Raw genomic sequence first — 19,963 nt, forward strand, 5'->3', positions numbered from 1 at the left:
CCGGCTGCTCCTACAGAAAAACCCTGGCCCGACGCTCGCTTGCTCTCGATAAGGCCTGCAACAGCCGGACTGTTCACATGGAGGTTCCTCACATGTTCGATTTCCACCCCCAGCTCAAGCAGCGCTTCGCTGCCTTGCGCACGGGCGCCGAATTCTTTTCCCTGCGTTACGTGCGCGAATCCGGCCAGTACCTGTCGGTGCGCAAGAACGTCGCGGAGCCGCCGAGCCTGAGCCGCGACGAAGGTGCGATGCTCACCGTGCGGGTCAATGGCGTCGAGGCCTACGCCGCCACCAACGACCTGTCGCAAAACGGTCTGCAGGCCGCCCTGCAACGGGCCGAGCAACAGGCCCGGCTGATCGCCGCCCACGCCCTGCTCGACCTGCGCGAACAGGCGGTGTCCAGCGACCGCGCCGATTACTTCTCGCCCAACCTCGAACAGCCCTTCCCGTCCCTGAGCGACTGCTACCAGCTGCTCGGCGACGAGTCCGCGGCCGTGCCCAAGGACGAGCGCCTGGTGAACTGGCAGGTCAGCCTCGGCCTCACCCACGTCGAGCAGATCTACCTCAACAGCGCCGGCGCCGAACTGCGTCAGGCCCAGCGTTTCGTCTACCCGGGCATGGACGTCACCGCCTACGACGGCAATGACAGCCAGACCCGCAGCCTGGGCCGCGAGAACTTCGGCCAGCAGGGCGGCGCCGACGTGATCAGCCGCTGCGGCCTGATCGGTGCCGGCGCCCAGGTCGCCGACCAGGCGCTGCAACTGCTGCTGGCGCCCAATACGCCGCAAGGCCCACGCGACCTGTTGCTGATGCCGGACCAGATGATGCTGCAGATCCACGAGTCCATCGGCCACCCGCTGGAGCTGGACCGCATCCTCGGCGACGAGCGCAATTACGCCGGCACCAGCTTCGTGAAAAGCAGCGATTTCGGCAGCCTGCAATATGGCTCCAGCCTGCTCAACGTGACCTTCGACCCGGACATTCCCGAGCAGTTGGCCAGCTACGGCCATGACGACGACGGCACGGCCGCCAGCAAGCAGTTCCTGATCAAGCAGGGCCTGCTGTTGCGCCCACTGGGCGGCGCGCTCTCGCAATTTCGCGCCGGCCTCGACGGTGTCGCCAACAGCCGCGCCTGCAGCTGGAACCGCCCGCCCATCGACCGCATGGCCAACCTCAACATCGAGCCCGGCGACCAGCCGCTGGCGCAACTGATCGGCGGCATCGAGAACGGCATCCTGATGTCCACCAACCGTTCCTGGTCCATCGACGATGCGCGCAACAAGTTCCAGTTCGGCTGCGAATGGGGCCAGTTGATCGAGAACGGCGAACTCAAGGGCGTGGTGAAAAACCCCAACTACCGGGCGATTTCCGCGCACTTCTGGAAGAGCCTCAGCGCCGTCGGCGACGCCAGCACTTTCAAGGTCCTGGGCACGCCGAACTGCGGCAAGGGCGAACCGAACCAGGTGATCCGCGTCGGCCATGCCTCGCCGGCCTGTGTTTTCAGCAATGTCGATGTATTTGGAGGAGACGCCTGATGAGTACGTCCCTGAATCAGGCCGAGCAGTTCAAGGCCCTGGTGGACTGGCTGCGCGACGCCGTGCGCGAGCCTGAGCAGTTCACCCTGAGCTACGCCGCCGAGTCTTCGCAGTTCATCCGCTTCAACCACGCCAAGGTGCGCCAGGCCGGGCAAGTGCAGCAGGCCAGCCTCGGCTTCAAGCTGATCGACGACGGGCGCCATGCCGACCTCAGCATCACCCTCGCCGGCGACCCGCAGGTCGACATCCAGCGCCTGGCCGAAGGCCTGCAACAGTTGCGCGAGACCCTGCCGCTGCTGCCCCAGGACCCGTACCTGCTGCTCAACCACGACGCCTGGAACACCCACAATGTGCAGGAGCACCCACTGCCCAGCAGCGAGCAGGTGGTGGCCGAAATCGGCCAGGCCGCCGCCGGGCTGGACCTGGTGGGGTTCTACGCGGCCGGCCCGATCAGCCGGGGTTTTGCCAGCTCCTCGGGAGCCTTTGGCTGGCATCAGGCCAACAGCTTCAACTTCGATTTCAGCCTGTTCCACGAGAATGGCCAGGCCGTCAAAGCCAGCTACGCCGGGCACGAATGGAGCAGCCAGGGCTTCGCCCAGCGCTTCCAGCAGGCCCGGGAACAGCTGGCGTTTCTCGGCCGACCGCTGCGCACCCTGGCGCCCGGGCAGTATCGCGCCTACCTGGCACCGGCGGCCCTGGAGGAAATCATGGGCATGCTGAGCTGGGGCGGGTTTTCCGCCCAATCCATCGCCAGTAAGCACAGCCCGCTGCAAAAGCTCTATGCCGGCGATGCCCGCCTGAGCCCCCTGGTGTCGCTGGACGAGCAGGTCACCGGCTCGTTGAGCCCGGCGTTTTCCGATGAAGGCTACCCGCGCAGCGACCTGTCGCTGATCGCCGGCGGCGTCGCCCAAGGGCAGTTGATCAACTCGCGCAGCGCCGCCGAATACAGCCTGGCCACCAACGGCGCCGGCAGCGGCGAATACCCCAGCGCATTGAACATGGCGCCCGGGCAGTTGTCGCAGCAGGACATTCTCCAGCAACTGGGCACCGGCCTGTACATCAGCAACCTGTGGTACCTGAACTACTCGGACCAGCCGGCGGCGCGCCTGACCGGCATGACCCGCTTCGCCACCTTCTGGGTGGAGAACGGCGAGATCCAGGCGCCAGTCAGCACCATGCGTTTCGATGACAGCGTCTACAGCCTGCTGGGTTCGCACCTGGAAGGCCTGACCCAGGAGCGCGAGCTGCTGCTGTCGGCCAGTACCTACAGCCAGCGCCAGACCGCCTCGGCGCAACTGCCGGGCGCACTGGTGAGCCGGCTGACGCTGACCTTGTAACCGCTGTCGCGGGCAAACTTCGCCCCAGCAGGAGAACCATGCCTCTGTAGGAGCGAGGCTTGCCCGCGATGCGGTCGCTGGGGTAACCGGCCGATGCTCGATTGCTCACGATAACGGTTGGTCTTCGGCATCGATGTTGAATGTCACACCGCTATCGCGAGCAAGCTTCGCTCCTACAGGGGGCGTGCTCACAACAAGAAAGAGGTCCCATGCCCAACCGTGCCGAGCTTGACGCCAACACCGCCCGCTGGCTGCCCTGGGTGGTGGCCATCGCCTTCTTCATGCAATCCCTCGACGGGACCATCCTCAACACTGCCCTGCCGGCCATGGCCCGCGACCTGGCGGAAGACCCATTGCGCATGCAGGGCGTGGTCATCGCCTACATGCTCACCGTGGCGTTGCTGATCCCGGCCTCCGGCTGGATCGCCGACCGCTTCGGCACCCGCAAGATTTTCTTCGGCGCCATCCTGCTGTTCAGCATCGGCTCGCTGCTCTGCGCCCTGTCCAGCTCCCTGAGCCTGCTGGTCGGCGCCCGGGTAATCCAGGGCCTGGGCGGCGCCCTGATGCTGCCCGTCGGCCGATTGGTGGTGCTGCGCGCCTACCCGCGTTCGGAACTGGTGCGGATCATGGGTTTCATCACCATTCCCGGGCTGCTTGGCCCGCTGATCGGCCCGACCATGGGCGGCTGGATGGTGCAGTACCTGACCTGGCACTGGATCTTCCTGATCAACCTGCCGGTGGGCGTGATCGGCTGTTATGCCGTCTGGAAGTTCATTCCCGACCTGCGCGGCAGCGAACGCACGCGTTTCGACGGCCTGGGCTTTTTGCTGTTCGGCGCGGCGATGGTGCTGATAACCATCGCCATGGAAGGCCTGGGCGAACTGCACCTGCCGCACCTGCGGGTGATGTTGCTGCTGTTCGGCGGCCTGGCCTGCCTCGCCGCCTACTGGCTGCGGGCCGGGCACGTCGACAATCCGCTGTTCGCGCCTTCGCTGTTCAAGGTGCGGACCTTCGCCGTGGGCATCCTCGGCAACCTGTTCGCCCGCCTCGGCAGCGGCGCCCTGCCGTTCCTGGTGCCACTGCTGCTGCAAGTGGCCCTCGGTTATTCACCGTCCCAGGCCGGGATGAGCATGCTGCCGCTGGCCGCCGCGGCGATGCTGGCCAAGTCCATCGCCCGTCCGCTGATCGAACACCTGGGCTACCGCATCGTCCTCACCGGCAACACCCTGGCGCTGGGGATCATGCTCGCCAGCATGGGCCTGGTCACGGAACAGACGCCCTACCCGCTGCTGCTGGGCATGCTGGCGGTGCTGGGGGCGATCAACTCGCTGCAGTTCACGGCGATGAACACCGTGACCCTGATCGACCTCGACGACGCCTCCGCCAGCAGCGGCAACAGCCTGCTGTCGGTGGTGGCGCAACTGTCCCTGAGCCTGGGGGTGGCCTGCGCCGGCGCGCTGCTCGGCGGCTTCACCGCCGAAGTCGGCAACGATGGCGTGAACACCGTGCTCGGCGCCTTCCAGCTGACCTTCCTCACGGTGGGGATCATGGCGATGCTGGCGGCGGCGATCTTCCTGCAGCTGTCGCCCAAGGACGGCCGGCGGGCGAAGAAGGTCCAGGAGCATATCGAGCACTGATCTCCCTCTTCGGTAGGAGCAGCCGGTCGACGTTCGATTGCTCGCGATGAGCGTCAAGGCAACGCGCTAGGTCAGGTACCTCGCGCTACCCTGGAGTTTTTTTCGCGAGCAAGCTCGCTCCTACAGGATTCGTGGGACCTGTGGGAGTTCTGGATACTTTTCGTCCAGAAATTGCAGGTAAAGGGAGCGGGACTGATACACTGCGCGACATTTTGTTTTGCAGGCCCGTCCCGTGACCACCATCGCCACCGCTTTTAATACTTTGCCGCTGTCCGCCGCCATGCTGGCTAACCTCGACTCACTCGGTTATGCCCAGATGACGCCGGTCCAGGCGCAAAGCTTGCCGGTGATCCTCAAGGGGATGGACCTGATCGCCCAGGCCAAGACCGGCAGCGGCAAGACCGCCGCGTTCGGCATCGGCCTGCTGAACCCGATCAATCCGCGCTACTTCGGTTGCCAGGCCCTGGTGATCTGCCCGACCCGCGAGCTGGCCGACCAGGTGGCCAAGGAAATCCGTCGCCTGGCCCGCGCCGAAGACAACATCAAGGTCCTGACCCTGTGCGGCGGCGTGTCCTTCGGCCCGCAGATCGCCTCGCTGGAGCACGGCGCGCACATCATCGTCGGCACCCCGGGCCGCCTGTCCCAGCACCTGCGCAAGGGTTCGCTGAAACTCGACGGTCTCAACACCCTGGTCCTCGACGAAGCCGACCGCATGCTGGACATGGGCTTCTACGACCCGATCGAAGAAATCATCGCCTACACCCCCGAGCGCCGGCAGACCCTGCTGTTCTCCGCCACTTACCCGGTGGGCATCAAGCAGCTGGCCTCGAAGTTCATGCGCGACCCGCAGCAGGTGAAGGCCGAAGCCCTGCACGCCGACAGCCAGATCGAGCAGCGCTTCTACGAGATCTCGCCGGAAGAGCGCATCGACGCGGTGGTCAAGGTGCTGAACCACTTCCGCCCGCAATCCTGCGTGGCCTTCTGCTTCACCAAGCAGCAGGTCCAGGAAACCGTCGACCACCTGACCGCCAAGGGCATGTCCGCGGTGGGCCTGCACGGCGACCTGGAACAGCGCGACCGCGACCAGGTATTGGCGATGTTCGCCAACCGCAGCACCTCGGTGCTGGTGGCCACCGATGTGGCCGCCCGCGGCCTGGACATCGATGCCCTGGACATGGTGATCAACGTCGAGCTGGCGCGGGATTCGGAGATTCACATCCACCGCGTCGGCCGCACCGGCCGCGCCGGTGAGAAGGGCCTGGCGGTCAGCCTGGTGGCGCCGTCCGAAGCGCACCGCGCCCAGGCCATCGAGCAGTTGCAGAAGTCGCCCTTGAACTGGGAACAGATCGACAGCCTGAAATCCCAGGGCGGCGGCCCGCTGCTGCCGGCCATGAGCACCCTGTGCATCGGTGCCGGGCGCAAGGACAAAGTGCGTCCGGGCGACATCCTCGGCGCCCTGACCGGTGAAGCCGGCATCCCCGGCACCCAGGTCGGCAAGATCGCGATCTTCGACTTCCAGGCCTATGTCGCCGTGGACCGCGGCATCGCCAAGCAGGCCCTGCAACGCCTGAGCAGCGGCAAGATCAAGGGCCGCTCGCTGCGCGTGCGCATCCTGTAAAACCACCACGCTCTTGTAGGAGCGAGCGGGCGGCGATCCGACTTGCCCGCGATCAGGGCACCGCGGTCTACCAGATACAACCGCGTCATCGTTCATCGCGGGCAAGCCTCGCTCCTACGGGAACGGGGTTGCCGCGACACTTGTGTGAGGACACCGTTTTGCGCTCTACCGAAGTCGTGATCATTGGCGCTGGCGCCGCAGGGTTGATGTGCGCGCTGACCGCGGCCGGTCGTGGCCGCCAGGTGATGCTGCTGGACCATGCCAACAAGGCCGGCAAGAAGATCCTCATGTCCGGCGGTGGGCGCTGCAACTTCACCAACATGTACACCGAACCCGGCAACTTCCTCTCGCAGAATGCGCACTTCTGCAAGTCGGCCCTGGCCCGCTACACCCAATGGGATTTCATCGGCCTGGTGACCAAGCACGGCGTGCCGTACCACGAGAAAAAGCTCGGCCAGCTGTTCTGCGACAACAAGTCCAGCGACATCCTCGGCATGCTGCTCGACGAGTGCGACCAGGTCGGCGTGCAGCTGCACCTGGACACCTCGATCCAGCAGATCGAGAAGCTCGACGCCGGCTACCTGCTGGAAACCACCCTCGGCCAGCTCCAGTGCGAATCCCTGGTGATCGCCACCGGCGGCCTGTCGATTCCGACCCTGGGTGCCACCGGCTTCGGTTATCAGGTCGCCAAGCAGTTCGGCCATGAACTGCTGCCGACCCGCGCGGGCCTGGTGCCGTTCACCATCACCGACCAGCTCAAGGAGCTGTGCGGCGAGCTGTCCGGCACCTCGGTGGACTGCCTGGTGAGCTGCAACGACATGAGTTTCCGCGAGAACATCCTGTTCACCCACCGCGGCCTGAGCGGCCCGGCGATCCTGCAGATTTCCTCATACTGGCAACCCGGCGACACGCTGGAGATCAACCTGCTGCCGGACCACGACGTGCCGGGCTGGCTGCAACAGCAGCAGGCCGAGCGTCCCAACAGCGAGCTCAAGACCCTGCTCGGCGAGATCTTCACCAAGAAGATGGCCGGCCTGCTGGCCGACAATTGGTTCGTCTCCAAGCCGATGAAGCAGTACACCCACGCCGAGCTGGCGGACATCGCCAGCAAGCTGGCGAGCTGGCAACTGGTGCCCGCCGGCACCGAGGGTTATCGCACCGCCGAGGTGACCCTGGGCGGCGTCGACACCCGCGAGGTGTCGTCCAAGACCATGGAATCGCTGAAAAGCCCGGGGCTGTATTTCATCGGTGAGGTATTGGATGTCACCGGCCACCTGGGCGGCTTCAACTTCCAGTGGGCCTGGGCCTCGGGTTACGCGGCCGCGCAGTACGTCTGATCCGCTTCCTGGCGCTCACCCGATCCCTGTAGCCGCTGCCGCAGGCTGCGATAGGTCCGCAGGACCTCGGAGGACGCCAGATCGCTGCGCCCCTTCGGGTCGATCGCAGCCTTCGGCAGCGGCTACAGGTACCGATGAACATCAGCAGGAACAGAATTTGCTGGCGGATGTGACGACCCCATTGCGCGGGCGTCAATACTGGCTCAATTTAGCGGCATCGCCCCGGAAGGCTTTCTCACTTCATGTCATCGACCAGCTTTCGTCAGTCACTGCGGCGCCTTTGGGCGCTGGATAAATTCAGCTACAGCGTGCGGGTGTTCATCGCTCTGACCGGGAGCATGGCGCTGTGCTGGTACCAGGACGAAATGGCTTTGCTGATCCCGTTGTTCCTGGGGATTATCGCCAGCGCCCTGGCCGAGACCGACGACAGCTGGCAAGGCCGGATCAATGCCCTGGCCGTGACCCTGGTGTGCTTCAGCGTCGCCGCCCTTTCCGTCGAACTGTTGTTCCCCTACCCCTGGATCTTCGTGATCGCCCTGGCGCTGGCCAGCTTTGGCCTGACCATGCTCGGCGCCCTGGGCGAACGTTACGGGGCGATCGCCTCGGCGACCCTGATCCTGTCGGTCTACACCATGATCGGCGTGGACCAGCGCGGCGGCGCCGTCACCGACTTCTGGCACGAACCGCTGCTGCTGGTGGCCGGCGCTGCCTGGTACGGCCTGCTGTCGGTGCTGTGGCAGGCGATGTTTTCCAACCAGCCGGTGCAGCAGAGCCTGGCGCGCCTGTTCCGCGAGCTGGGCTATTACCTCAAGCTCAAGTCGTCGCTGTTCGAACCGATCCGCCAACTGGACGTGGAAGCGCGCCGGCTGGAGCTGGCGCAGCAGAACGGCCGGGTGGTGGCGGCCCTGAACGCCGCCAAGGAAATCATCCTGCACCGGGTCGGCAATGGCCGGCCGGGCTCGAAAGTCAGCCGCTACCTGAAGCTGTACTTCCTCGCCCAGGACATCCATGAACGCGCCAGCTCGTCCCACTACCCCTACAACGCCCTGGCCGATGCGTTCTTCCACAGCGACGTGCTGTTCCGCTGCCAGCGCCTGCTGCGCCAGCAAGGCAAGGCCTGCCGGGCCCTGGGCGAGTCCATCCAGCTGCGCCAGCCCTTCGTCTACGACGCCAGCTTCGCCGAGGCCCTGAGCGACCTGCACGCCTCCCTGGAACACCTGCGCATCCAGAGCAACCCGGCCTGGCGCGGCCTGCTGCGTTCGCTGCGGGCGCTGGCCGCCAACCTCGGCACCCTCGACCGCCTGCTCAGCGACGCCAGCAACCCCGACGCCCTGGCCGACGCCACCGACAGCAGCCTGCTGGACCGCTCGCCGCGCAACCTCAAGGATGTCTGGACCCGCCTGCGCACCCAGCTGACCCCGACATCGCTGCTGTTTCGCCACGCCCTGCGCCTGCCCCTGGCCCTGAGCATCGGCTACGGCATGGTGCACCTGATCCACCCGTCCCAGGGTTACTGGATCATCCTCACCACCCTGTTCGTCTGCCAGCCGAACTACGGCGCCACGCGGCGCAAGCTGGGCCAGCGGATCATCGGCACCGCCATCGGCCTGGTGGTCGCCTGGGCGCTGTTCGACCTGTTCCCCAGCCCGCTGGTGCAGTCGCTGTTCGCCATCGCCGCCGGGGTGGTGTTCTTTACCAACCGCACCACCCGCTACACCCTGGCCACCGCCGCCATCACCATCATGGTGCTGTTCTGCTTCAACCAGGTGGGCGACGGCTACGGGCTGTTGCTGCCGCGCCTGTTCGATACCCTGCTGGGCAGCCTGATCGCCGGCCTGGCGGTGTTCCTGTTCCTGCCGGACTGGCAGGGCCGACGCCTGAACAAGGTGCTGGCCAATACCCTGACCTGCAACAGCATCTACCTGCGGCAGATCATGCAGCAGTACGCGGCCGGCAAGAGCGACGACCTGGCGTACCGCCTGGCCCGGCGCAATGCCCACAACGCCGACGCGGCGCTGTCCACCACCCTGGCCAACATGCTGATGGAGCCTGGGCACTTCCGTAAGGAAGCGGACGTCGGCTTTCGTTTCCTGGTGCTGTCGCACACCTTGCTCAGCTACCTCTCCGGCCTCGGCGCGCACCGGGAAACCCAGTTGCCGACGGAAGTCCGCGAGCACCTGATCGATGGGGCCGGGGTCAGCCTGGCCAGCAGCATCGATGAAATTGCCCAGGGCCTGGCAAGCAAGCAGCCGGTGGCGATCCAGAGCGATACCGAAGAAGCCCTGGCCAACGAGCTGGAGCAGATGCCGGACGAGATCGATGAAGGCCAAAGGCTGGTGCAGACCCAGCTGGCGCTGATCTGCCGCCAACTGGGCCCCTTGCGGACCCTGGCGGCGCACCTGATCAAAGCAGCCTAAGAGCAGCTGCAAGTTGCAAGCTACAAGCTGCAAGACGGGTGCAAATTGCCTTGCTTGCAGCTTGTAGCTCAAAGCTTGCCGCTGCCCCCGTTACATCCCGTGCTGGCGCAGCAAGCGGTCGTAGCTGCCGTCGGCTTTCATCGCCTCGATCTCCCGGTCGAACTTCGCCACGATCTGCGCATGCGCGGGGTTCTTCAGGCTGACCAGGATATGCAGGCCGTTCTCGCTCAGGGAATTGGGCAGAAACTCCACCGCATTGCGTACCCGTGGCGACTCCCGCGCCAGGTAATAACGGGCGACGTATTCGTCTTCCAGGGTCAGCTTGACCCGGTCGGCCGCCAGCATGCGCACCGCCATCGCGAAGTTGTGCACCAGGACCTTCTGCAGCTCCGGATCGCTGTCGAAATCGGGCGAGTAGGCATAACCACGCACCACGGCGATGGGGTACTGGTGCAATTGCTTGAGGTTGGTGTATTCGACGGGGGTATCCTTGCGCCGGATGAAACGCACCCGATTGACCAGGTACTCCGAGGAGAACTGCCCCAGCTGGGTGCGGGCCTCATTGAACCAGGCATTCACCAGCACGTCGTAACGGCCCTCGCCGACGCCGAGCAGGGCCCGCGCCCAGGGCACCTGTTCGAACTCGCTGGCGTAACCGGCCCGGGCCAGCGCGGTGCTGACGATGTCGGTGGCCAGCCCGCCGTTGACCAGCGTCGCATCCGTGAAGGGCGGCCAGGCGTCGGCCACCAATCGCAATTTTTCCGCATAAGCGCTCTGGCCCAGCAACAGCAATCCGATCAAAGCAAAAGCTCGATGCAATCGCAGCATGCTAAAAGATCCTTAGCGGGCGGACAGCCCTGCGTGTTTTTGCCCAGACTCGAGGTTCTCCGGCCGGTGGACGGCCGCGATCCAGCTCCTAACAGTAGCTTATGGGCGCCACTGCACAGCGCTTCAGCGCAGATTACACAAAGAAGCCAGCCACGAACCAACGCGATGATGGCATTTTGACCTACCTCACAGAATTGCCACTGCGCCGCCAGGCAAGACAAGCCACCCGCCAGGCGCTTAACATCCGGGCACAGCTTTCCAAAGGATGAAACGATGACAATCGAATGGGTCTGCAAACACCACACCGATCTGGGCAAGGAGCAGTTGTACGCGATCCTGCGGTTGCGTACCGAAGTCTTCGTGGTCGAGCAGAAATGCGCTTACCAGGAAGTCGATGACCAGGACCTGGAAGGCGACACCTGCCATCTGATGGCCTGGGACGATGACCAGTTGGTGGCTTACCTGCGCCTGCTCGACCCGGTCTCCCAGGGTGGCGACGTGGTCATCGGCCGCGTAGTGATTGCCCCGCAAGCCCGGGGCAAGGGGCTGGGCCATGAACTGATGGAGCACGCCCTGAAACAGGCGCAGAAACACTGGCCGCACACGCCGATCTATCTGTCGGCCCAGGCGCATTTGCAGGGGTATTACGGGCGCTACGGCTTCAACGTCGTGGGCGAGGAGTACCTGGAAGACGATATCCCGCATATCGGCATGCGCCGCAGCTGATATCGCGATCGCGAGCCTGCTGGCTCCTACAAGGGCTAGCAGGCTCGCATACACATCGATGGGCTGTCGGGATCCCTCAGGGATACTCCAGCACCGCCTTGATCCGCGACAGATTCGCCTCGATCCAGCCCTTGTCGATCGCGCCCCAGTTTTTGATCCGATAGCTGCCGGCATGATTGCGCGCACCGTCCTGCTGTTCGAACTCACAGACGATGTCCAGATCCGCCAGGGCGGCGATGGTGTCCTGCGCCGTGCGCCGCGGCATGCCGGTCGCCTCGGTCAGGGCCGGGACGTTGCTGGCCAGGCCGCTGTCGATCAGGTAGGCCACGTACAGCCGGCGGTAAAAACTGCTCTTGGTCTTGCTCACGTCCATCGCCCGCTCCTTGCCCAGGGTCACTCGGCCCCGCCCGGGCGCGCTTGCAGCTCGCGCCAGGTCAGGTAGACCCGCAGGTCGAATTCCAGTTGGTGATAGCCCGGCAGCATATGCTCGCAGAGCTTGTAGAAGGCCTTGTTGTGCTCGCTTTCCTTGAAGTGCGCCAGCTCGTGGACAACGATCATGCGCAGGAACTCCGGCGCCGCTTCCTTGAACAGCGAGGCGATGCGGATTTCCTTCTTGGCCTTGAGCTTGCCGCCCTGGACCCGCGAAATCGTGGTGTGCAGGCCCAGGGCGCGGTGCGTCAGGTCCAGGCGGTTGTCGAACAGCACCTTGTCGATGGCCGGGGCATTGCGCAGGTACTCCTGCTTCAACTCCAGGGCATAGCCGTACAGCGCCTTGTCGCTCTGCACCCCATGCTTGCCGGGGTAACGCTGGCTCAGGTAGTCGCCCAGCCGCCCTTGTGCGATCAGCTGGCGCACTTGTTCTTGCAGGGTGGCGGGATAGGCCTGGAGGTATTTCAACGCGGTCATGGGGCGGCAACGCAATCACGAAAGGCCGCCAGTGTAGCGAATTCAACCCGGCAACGCGCTCCAGTCGAAGGGCTCGGCAAAGCGCTCGGCATCCGCGGCGATCAACGGCCGCGCCACCAGGAAACCCTGCACGTACTCACAGCCGTTGGCCTGCAGCCAGCGGTACTGTTCCAGGGTTTCCACGCCTTCGGCGATCACCAGCACACCGAACGCCTTGCACAGGTCGATCACGCAGCGCGCCAGCGCCGCATCCCGCGTCGAATCCGGCAACCTGGCGATCAGGTGGCGGTCGAGCTTGAGGGTATCGAGCTCCAGGTCCCGCAGATGAGCCAACGAACAGTCGCCCGAACCGAAGTCGTCCAGCGCCACCCGCACCCCGAGGCTGCGTAACAGGCGCAGTTGCTTGCGCGACTCATCGAGGTTCTGGGTCAAGGCGCTTTCCGTAATCTCGACTTCCAGTTGCCAAGGCTCCAGGCCATGACGTTCCAGGACCTGGCGCAGTTCGGTGGCCAGGTTCGGCATGGCGAACTGGGTGCCGCTCAAGCTCACGGCGAGCACGGTCTGCTCGGCGAACAGGGTTTTCCAGGACGCCCGCTGGCTCGTACTCTGCTGGTAGATCCAGCTGCCCAGGCGACTGATCAGCCGCGCTTCCTCCAGCAGCGGCAGGAACAACCCCGGCGGCACATCGCCGACGCTCGGATGCCGCCAGCGCAACAAGGCTTCGAAACCGCGCAGGCGCCCGTCGGCAATCGCCACCTGGGGCTGGTACACCAGGTTGAACTCCTTGCGCTCGACCGCGCTGCGCACACTTTCCTCGAGCATCAGTCGCGAACGGGCACGGCCGTTCATTTCGTGGTCGTAATAACGGTATTGCTGGCGCCCGGCACGCTTGGACTCGTACATGGCGATGTCCGCCGCGCGCATCAGGCCATCCAGGTTGGAGCCGCAATCGGGGTAGATGGCGATGCCGATGCTGGCCCCCAGGGCAACATCCAGGCCGTCGATCTGCTGACAGATGGATATCCGTTCGATGAGCTTCTCGGAAATCTTCGCCGCCTGTTCCGGAAACTCCAGTTCCAGCAAGGCGGTGAACTCGTCGCCGCCCATGCGCGCCAGGATGTCGAAGGAGCGCAGGCAGGCTTTCATCTGCTCGGACACCCAGCGCAGCACCCGGTCCCCCGCGTCGTGCCCCAGGGAATCGTTGACCCGCTTGAAACCATCCAGGTCCAGGTACAGCAGCACCAGCGACTTGTCCGAGCGCTCGCTGCGCAGCAACACGCTTTCCACGGTCTGGTAGAAGCCGCGCCGGTTGAGCAGGCCAGTCAGCGGATCGGTCACCGCCTGGTATTCCAGTTGCTGGTGCAGGTGGCGGACTTCCGACATGTCGAGCAGGGTCACCACCATCGCCTTCTGTTCGCTCGGCAACGGCGCGCAGGACAACGCCACCGACACCTGCTGGCCCGGCAGGGTACGCAGCGTGGCGTCGTGCAGGCGGTAGGTCTCGCCCTTGCAATAGCAGGCATACAGCTCGGATTCGGCCCACTGCGGCACATGGGGTTTTTGCAGATAGTCGAGCAGCGCCGAGCCCTCCAGCTCGCTCACCGGAGCGTCGAGCAAACGCGAGATCGCCGGGTTGGCGAAACGGACGATCCCGCCTTCATCCACCACCAGAATCCCTTCCGCGGCGTTTTCCAGCACCGAGGCGTTGAAGGCCCGGGCGTTCTCCAGGTCGTGGCTCAGGCGCTGCAGCGCACGGCGGTTGCGCTGCTGCTCCAGCAACGCCTGGACCTTGGGCTTGAGGATCTGCGGGTCGAACGGCTTGAACAGGTAATCCACCGCACCGCTGGCGTAGCCCTTGATCACGGCGTCCTTGGACTGCTCGTTGGCGGTCAGGAAAATGATCGGGGTCAGGCGGGTTCGCTGGCTACCGCGCATCAGGCGGGCGACTTCGAAACCGTCCATTTCCGGCATCTGCACATCCAGCAACACCAGATCGATGTCGTGTTCCAGTAACAGACCCAGGGCCTCGACGCCCGAGGCGGCGGTCATGACCTGCCAGTCGTGGCGCTGCAGGAGTGCGCGCATGCTGAGCAGGTTTTCGGGGTAATCATCAACAATCAGTAAGACCGAGCTGGCTTCACCTGGCCGAGTTTGCGCGCATTCCATGCTGCTTCTCTTGTCTGTGTAGGGCCGGCCTGCGAAGAAGACCGGACAAAAACTGAGCCTTCACTCTAGACCCGGAACCCGCAAAGCAGAAGCTGTCACAGCGCCAGCATTTAGCCAAAGCCCCAGGCACCCGACTAACGGTCAACCCCATAGGCGCTGAAAGCGGTGGCGGCGGTTTTTCGACAGATGGTTGACGCCAATTATCCGCCGGACGGGCATTAACAAAAGCAGCTTCTACGCTTATAAAGACCGCCTTCAAAAGCGCAGGCTAAAGCCTTTGTCGGCTTTTCATCCGGCACCAAATCGGGAAGCTTTGACTATGATCGACCTCGCAACCTGGAATCTGAGCATTCCCGAAGGCAGTCCACCGGCGACCATCGACACCCCCAAACTGGTGGATGGCTTCAAGGACCAGTATTTCCATTCCGACACCGGCACCCTGTTCTTCTGGTCGCCCGTCACCGGCTCCCGCACCGCCAACGCCATCTACCCGCGCAGCGAGCTGCGTGAAACCTACGCCAACGGCACCCTGAAGAACTGGACCTACCCGGAAGCCGACAACCTGCTCTACGCCACCCTGGCGGTGAACCAGGTGCCGTCCACGGGCAAGATCGTCATCGGCCAGATCCACGCCTACAACAGCACCAAGCCGCTGGTGAAGGTCGAGTACCAGTACAAGACCACCACCCAGAGCGGCAACATCGTCGCCAAGGTCCGCATGCATCCGGACGATGCCGATAGCCGGGTGATCATCGTCGCCGAGAACGTGCCGCTGGACCGCGAGTTCTCCTACCTGATCCACCTCAGCCCCGGGGGCGCGCTGGGCGTCAGCGCCGCGGGCTACCAATGGGACACCCAGATCAGCAGCACCTGGCGCGACAAGCCGCTGTACTTCAAGGCCGGGGTGTATGTGCAGGACAACACCGGCTACACCACCGAAGGCGGCAAGGTGACCTTCTACAAGCTGGATATCGATCACAACGAAACCTGATCTTCCGTAGGAGCGAGGCTTGCCCGCGATGAGGGCCTGACATTCGCCATGGATGTCGCCAGGCAGACCGCTATCGCGGGCAAGCCTCGCTCCTACACGATGAGGTGTTTGCCACAGGCACAAAAAAGCCCGCATCGCTGCGGGCTTTTTCGTGAAACGCTAAGGCTTAGTTGACCTTGGCGCTCAGCTCACCTTTGAGGTAACGCTGGAACATCGCTTCCAGGGAGATCGGCTTGATCTTCGAAGCGTTGCCGGCGGTGCCGAAGGCTTCGTAACGGGCAATGCACACGTCGCGCATGGCGGTTACGGTGGCGCCGAAGAACTTGCGCGGGTCGAACTCGCTCGGGTTGGTGGCCATCAGGCGACGCATCGCACCGGTGGACGCCAGGCGCAGGTCGGTGTCGATGTTGACCTTGCGCACGCCGTACTTGATGCCTTCGACGATTTCTTCAACCGGCACGCCGTAGGTTTCCTTGATGTCGCCGCCGTACTGGTTGATGATCGCCAGCCATTCTTGCGGAACCGAAGACGAACCGTGCATCACCAGGTGGGTGTTGGGGATGCGCTTGTGGATCTCTTTGATGCGGTCGATCGCCAGCACGTCGCCGGTAGGCGGCTTGGTGAACTTGTAGGCACCGTGGCTGGTACCGATGGCGATGGCCAGGGCGTCGACCTGGGTCTTCTTGACGAAGTCCGCGGCTTCTTCCGGGTCGGTCAGCATCTGGCTGTGGTCCAGCACGCCTTCGGCGCCGATGCCGTCTTCTTCACCGGCCATGCCGGTTTCCAGGGAACCCAGGCAGCCCAGCTCGCCTTCTACCGAAACGCCGCAGGCGTGAGCCATGGCCACGGTCTGCTGGGTCACGCGAACGTTGTACTCGTAGTCGGTCGGGGTCTTGCCGTCTTCGCCGAGGGAGCCGTCCATCATGACCGAGGAGAAGCCCAGCTGGATCGAACGCTGGCAGACGTCAGGGCTGGTGCCGTGGTCCTGGTGCATGCACACCGGGATGTGCGGGAATTCTTCGATCGCCGCCAGGATCAGGTGGCGCAGGAAAGGCGCACCGGCGTATTTGCGGGCACCGGCCGAAGCCTGGACGATCACCGGAGAGTCAGTCTTGTCAGCTGCTTCCATGATGGCGCGCATCTGTTCAAGGTTGTTGACGTTGAAGGCTGGAACGCCGTAGCCGAATTCGGCTGCGTGGTCCAGCATCTGGCGCATGCTGATGAGTGCCATTGTGTGTATCTCTCCCGGTCGAGGGTCGTTAATCGTGCAAGCCTGCCGTAGCGGCGGCTGCTATTCAAGTGATTGCAGATCGGGGGTCAGCCCGGCCTGCCGATTCGTTACTGCATCAATCTCAAGAGTCGCGCCTCTCTCTGTAGGAGCGAAGCTTGCTCGCGATCAGGGTCATCACATTCAACATCTCTGTTGACGGTTGGATCGCTATCGCGAGCAAGCTTCGCTCCTACAGGTTCAGCATCGGCTCCCGGCCTACGGCGCTTTACAGCCGCGGCCGATCAAATCGTTGGTGGCGACCCAGTAAACCAGGCCTTCGTCACCTTTTTCGTGAAACGCCAGCATGTCGTTGCTGTACAGCGAACCGGAACCGCTCGGCTCCAGCTTCAGGCGATAGACCTGGTCGGCCCCACCCAGCCGCACATCGACTTCCTTGCGGCTGCTGTCGGTGTAGCGCCAGACCACTTGCGCCTGGCTGTCGCACACCCAGGTCGTCCAGTTGTCCGTCTCGGCCGGCTTGAACAGGTCGAAGTTGGCGCAACCTGCCAGCAATCCCAGCGCAGCCACGGCGATAAAGCCTTTCATCGGTGTTCCTCGACTGACGGCCGACGGCCGCCAGCACAGCGCGTTATCGAATCAGCCCCGTCAAGGGCAACCATGTTCCTTGGCCTTGGCTGGAGTCTCGTACTTGTCCAGACCATCGGGTCCCATGCGCTTGTTGATCACCGGCGCGGTCTCGGCCTGCCAGTCGGCCTGATAGCAGCCTCTCTCCGGCTCTCCCGACTCGGGCTCCGGCTGGGCAGGCTGGCTGCCGCAACCGGCCAGCAAGCCCGCAACGATCAACAGCGGTAACGTCTTGACCATATGAACACTCCTTTGCCTGGCCATTGGGACTTCAGGCTTTGGCCCGGCTTTCCAGGACTTCGACCGCCGGCAGCACCTTGCCTTCGACGAATTCGAGGAAAGCGCCACCGCCGGTAGAAATGTAGGAGATTTGCTCGGCTACGCCATATTTATCGATGGCCGCCAGGGTGTCGCCGCCGCCGGCGATGGAGAACGCCGCACTTTCCGCGATGGCCTGGGCCAGCACCTTGGTGCCGTTACCGAACTGGTCGAACTCGAACACACCGACCGGACCGTTCCACAGGATGGTCTTGGACGATTTCAGCAGCTCGGCGAAGTTCGCCGCGGTTTGCGGGCCGATGTCCAGGATCATGTCGTCGGCAGCCACCTCGGCAATCAGCTTGACGGTAGCGGTCGCGCTTTCGGCGAACTCCTTGGCCACTACCACGTCCACTGGCAGCGGCACGCTGACCTTGGCGGCGATGGCGCGAGCGGTATCCAGCAGGTCCGGCTCGTACAGCGACTTGCCGACCGGGTGACCGGCAGCGGCGAGGAAGGTGTTGGCGATGCCGCCGCCGACGATCAGTTGGTCGCAGATCTGGCTCAGGCTGTTGAGCACGTCGAGCTTGGTCGACACCTTGGAGCCGGCAACGATAGCGGCCATCGGCTTGGCCGGGGCGCCCAGGGCCTTGCCCAGCGCTTCCAGCTCGGCGGCCAGCAGCGGACCGGCAGCGGCGACCTTGGCGAACTTGGCCACGCCGTGGGTCGAGCCCTCGGCGCGGTGCGCGGTGCCGAAGGCGTCCATCACGAACACGTCGCACAGGGCGGCGTATTGCTGGGCCAGCTCGTCGGCGTTCTTTTTCTCGCCCTTGTTGAAGCGCACGTTCTCGAACAGCACGATGTCGCCGGCCTTGACGTCGACGCCGCCCAGGTAGTCGGCCACCAGCGGCACTTCGCGACCCAGGGCACGGCTCAGGTAGTCGGCCACTGGCTTGAGGCTGTTCTCGGCGGAGAACTCGCCTTCGGTCGGACGACCGAGGTGCGAGCAGACCATCACGGCCGCGCCTTTTTCCAGGGCCAGCTTGATGGTCGGCAGCGAAGCCAGGATACGCGCATCGCTGGTGACAACACCGTCCTTGACTGGGACGTTGAGGTCTTCGCGGATCAGTACGCGCTTACCTTGCAGATCGAGGTCGGACATCTTCAACACGGTCATGGGTCGCAATTCCTGGGTTACTGTTTTTTTGGAAACGGGAAGTTAAGAGACAGCTTTGGGTGCAGCGGCTTGCAGATAGTGTCCTGCAACATCCAGCATTCGGTTGGCAAAACCCCATTCGTTGTCGAACCAGGCCAGGATGTTCACCAGCCGCGGGCCGGAAACACGGGTCTGGCTGGCATCGACGATCGCCGAATGCGGATCATGGTTGAAATCACAACTGGCGTGCGGCAACTCGGTGTAGGCCAACAGGCCCTTGAGCGGACCGCTGGTGGCGGCCTCGCGCAGGATCCGGTTGACTTCGCCGGTGTCGGTATCGCTCACAGTCTGCATCGTGATGTCGAGGCAAGACACGTTGACGGTCGGCACGCGCACAGCTTTGGCCTGAATTCGCCCGGCAAGTTCCGGCAGCAGCCGCTCGATGCCACGCGCCAGACCAGTGGACACCGGGATCACCGACTGGAACGCCGAACGGGTGCGGCGCAGGTCTTCGTGGTGATAGGCGTCGATCACCGGCTGGTCGTTCATCGCCGAGTGGATGGTGGTGATCGACACATATTCCAGACCGATGGCCTGGTCCAGCAGGCGCAACAGCGGCACGCCGCAGTTGGTGGTGCAGGATGCGTTGGACACCAGCAGCTCGGCGCCGGTCAGGCAGTCCTGGTTGACGCCGTAGACGATGGTGGCGTCGACATCCGCCTCGCTGGCCATCGGCTGGGAAAACAGCACCCGCGGCGCGCCGGCGTCGAGAAAACGCTGGCCGTCTTCACGGGTGTGATAGGCACCGGAACATTCGAGCACCAGGTCGACGCCCAGGGACGCCCAATCGATGCCTTCGGGGGTGGCACTGCGCAGGACCTTCACGCAGTTGCCATTGATATGCAGACAGTCGCCGTCGACCTTCACCTCGCCGGGAAACCGGCCGTGGGTGGAGTCGAAGCGTGTCAGGTATTCCACGCTGGCCATGTCGGCCAGGTCGTTGATCGCGACAATCTCGAACCCGGCCGCAGCCCCCCGTTCGAACAGGGCACGCAAGACACAACGACCGATCCGGCCGTAGCCGTTGAGTGCAACTTTATAGGGACGCGGTTGAGGCATGGGGTTCTCGATTACCGGGGTGAAACCATCACTATCGCGTTGCCTGTTCCATTGTCATCGCGGGCAAGCCTCGCGCC

Annotated in this window: 17 protein-coding genes; 8 read left to right on the top strand and 9 right to left on the bottom strand. The window is 64.1% G+C overall.

The window, feature by feature from the left end:
- The first annotated feature begins 92 nt into the window (after positions 1–92).
- The 6 genes from PVZ78_RS30710 (at position 93) to yccS (ending at position 9,881) form a co-directional block, all read left to right on the top strand.
- Complete coding sequence (locus PVZ78_RS30710) at positions 93–1,535, top strand: TldD/PmbA family protein (RefSeq protein WP_016704224.1); 1,443 nt, start codon at positions 93–95, stop codon at positions 1,533–1,535.
- Complete coding sequence (locus PVZ78_RS30715; RefSeq protein ID WP_103331615.1) at positions 1,535–2,872, top strand: TldD/PmbA family protein; 1,338 nt, start codon at positions 1,535–1,537, stop codon at positions 2,870–2,872. Before PVZ78_RS30710 ends, PVZ78_RS30715 begins: the two co-directional genes overlap by 1 nt.
- Before the next feature lie 209 nt (positions 2,873–3,081).
- The gene (gene mdtD / locus PVZ78_RS30720; RefSeq protein WP_016704225.1) at positions 3,082–4,509 is read left to right on the top strand and encodes a multidrug transporter subunit MdtD; all 1,428 of its coding nucleotides are present in this window, start codon (positions 3,082–3,084) and stop codon (positions 4,507–4,509) included.
- 280 nt (positions 4,510–4,789) lie between these two features.
- Positions 4,790–6,127, top strand: a complete 1,338-nt coding sequence (dbpA, locus tag PVZ78_RS30725) for an ATP-dependent RNA helicase DbpA (protein ID WP_238534115.1) — start codon at positions 4,790–4,792, stop codon at positions 6,125–6,127.
- Between the two features lie 158 nt (positions 6,128–6,285).
- Complete coding sequence (locus tag PVZ78_RS30730; protein ID WP_273829768.1) at positions 6,286–7,464, top strand: NAD(P)/FAD-dependent oxidoreductase; 1,179 nt, start codon at positions 6,286–6,288, stop codon at positions 7,462–7,464.
- A 242-nt stretch (positions 7,465–7,706) separates the two neighbouring features.
- Complete coding sequence (yccS, locus tag PVZ78_RS30735) at positions 7,707–9,881, top strand: YccS family putative transporter (protein WP_038636158.1); 2,175 nt, start codon at positions 7,707–7,709, stop codon at positions 9,879–9,881.
- Positions 9,882–9,971: 90 nt separating this feature from the next.
- Here yccS and PVZ78_RS30740 read toward each other — a convergent pair whose 3' ends face one another.
- Complete coding sequence (locus PVZ78_RS30740; RefSeq protein WP_016704229.1) at positions 9,972–10,709, bottom strand: substrate-binding periplasmic protein; 738 nt, start codon at positions 10,707–10,709, stop codon at positions 9,972–9,974.
- Between the two features lie 273 nt (positions 10,710–10,982).
- Between PVZ78_RS30740 and PVZ78_RS30745 the strand changes: the two genes are divergently transcribed.
- Positions 10,983–11,435 (top strand): GNAT family N-acetyltransferase, encoded by a 453-nt coding sequence (locus PVZ78_RS30745; RefSeq protein WP_124355486.1) that lies wholly within the window; start codon positions 10,983–10,985, stop codon positions 11,433–11,435.
- Between the two features lie 76 nt (positions 11,436–11,511).
- Here PVZ78_RS30745 and PVZ78_RS30750 read toward each other — a convergent pair whose 3' ends face one another.
- Genes PVZ78_RS30750 through PVZ78_RS30760 form a run of 3 tightly spaced genes read right to left on the bottom strand, consistent with a single transcriptional unit; the run spans position 11,512 to position 14,507 of the window.
- On the bottom strand, positions 11,512–11,808 hold the full coding sequence (locus PVZ78_RS30750) for a winged helix-turn-helix domain-containing protein (protein WP_016704231.1): 297 nt from the start codon (positions 11,806–11,808) through the stop codon (positions 11,512–11,514).
- A 20-nt stretch (positions 11,809–11,828) separates the two neighbouring features.
- Positions 11,829–12,341, bottom strand: a complete 513-nt coding sequence (locus PVZ78_RS30755) for a M48 metallopeptidase family protein (protein WP_016704232.1) — start codon at positions 12,339–12,341, stop codon at positions 11,829–11,831.
- 42 nt (positions 12,342–12,383) lie between these two features.
- Positions 12,384–14,507, bottom strand: coding sequence for a putative bifunctional diguanylate cyclase/phosphodiesterase (locus tag PVZ78_RS30760; RefSeq protein ID WP_009051267.1), 2,124 nt, complete (start codon positions 14,505–14,507; stop codon positions 12,384–12,386).
- 319 nt (positions 14,508–14,826) lie between these two features.
- On the opposite strand from PVZ78_RS30760, the gene PVZ78_RS30765 reads away from it, so the two are divergent.
- Positions 14,827–15,498, top strand: a complete 672-nt coding sequence (locus tag PVZ78_RS30765) for a polysaccharide lyase family 7 protein (RefSeq protein WP_009051268.1) — start codon at positions 14,827–14,829, stop codon at positions 15,496–15,498.
- Between the two features lie 166 nt (positions 15,499–15,664).
- Here the strand turns inward: PVZ78_RS30765 and fba are convergent, their stop codons facing one another.
- The 5 genes from fba to epd all read right to left on the bottom strand — a co-directional run bounded on the left by fba (position 15,665) and on the right by epd (position 19,886).
- Positions 15,665–16,729, bottom strand: a complete 1,065-nt coding sequence (gene fba / locus PVZ78_RS30770) for a class II fructose-bisphosphate aldolase (protein WP_103331613.1) — start codon at positions 16,727–16,729, stop codon at positions 15,665–15,667.
- A 255-nt stretch (positions 16,730–16,984) separates the two neighbouring features.
- The gene (locus tag PVZ78_RS30775; protein WP_007922315.1) at positions 16,985–17,314 is read right to left on the bottom strand and encodes an MliC family protein; all 330 of its coding nucleotides are present in this window, start codon (positions 17,312–17,314) and stop codon (positions 16,985–16,987) included.
- Between the two features lie 60 nt (positions 17,315–17,374).
- Complete coding sequence (locus tag PVZ78_RS30780) at positions 17,375–17,593, bottom strand: hypothetical protein (RefSeq protein ID WP_009045980.1); 219 nt, start codon at positions 17,591–17,593, stop codon at positions 17,375–17,377.
- A 31-nt stretch (positions 17,594–17,624) separates the two neighbouring features.
- A complete protein-coding gene (locus PVZ78_RS30785) occupies positions 17,625–18,788 on the bottom strand; it encodes a phosphoglycerate kinase (protein WP_009051269.1) in 1,164 nt (387 codons plus the stop codon).
- 42 nt (positions 18,789–18,830) lie between these two features.
- Positions 18,831–19,886, bottom strand: coding sequence for an erythrose-4-phosphate dehydrogenase (epd, locus tag PVZ78_RS30790; RefSeq protein ID WP_009051270.1), 1,056 nt, complete (start codon positions 19,884–19,886; stop codon positions 18,831–18,833).
- Positions 19,887–19,963 lie beyond the last annotated feature (77 nt).

Origin of the sequence: Pseudomonas sp. SBT1-2, from assembly GCF_028640875.1 — a bacterium.
GTDB lineage: Bacteria > Pseudomonadota > Gammaproteobacteria > Pseudomonadales > Pseudomonadaceae > Aquipseudomonas > Aquipseudomonas chlororaphis_I.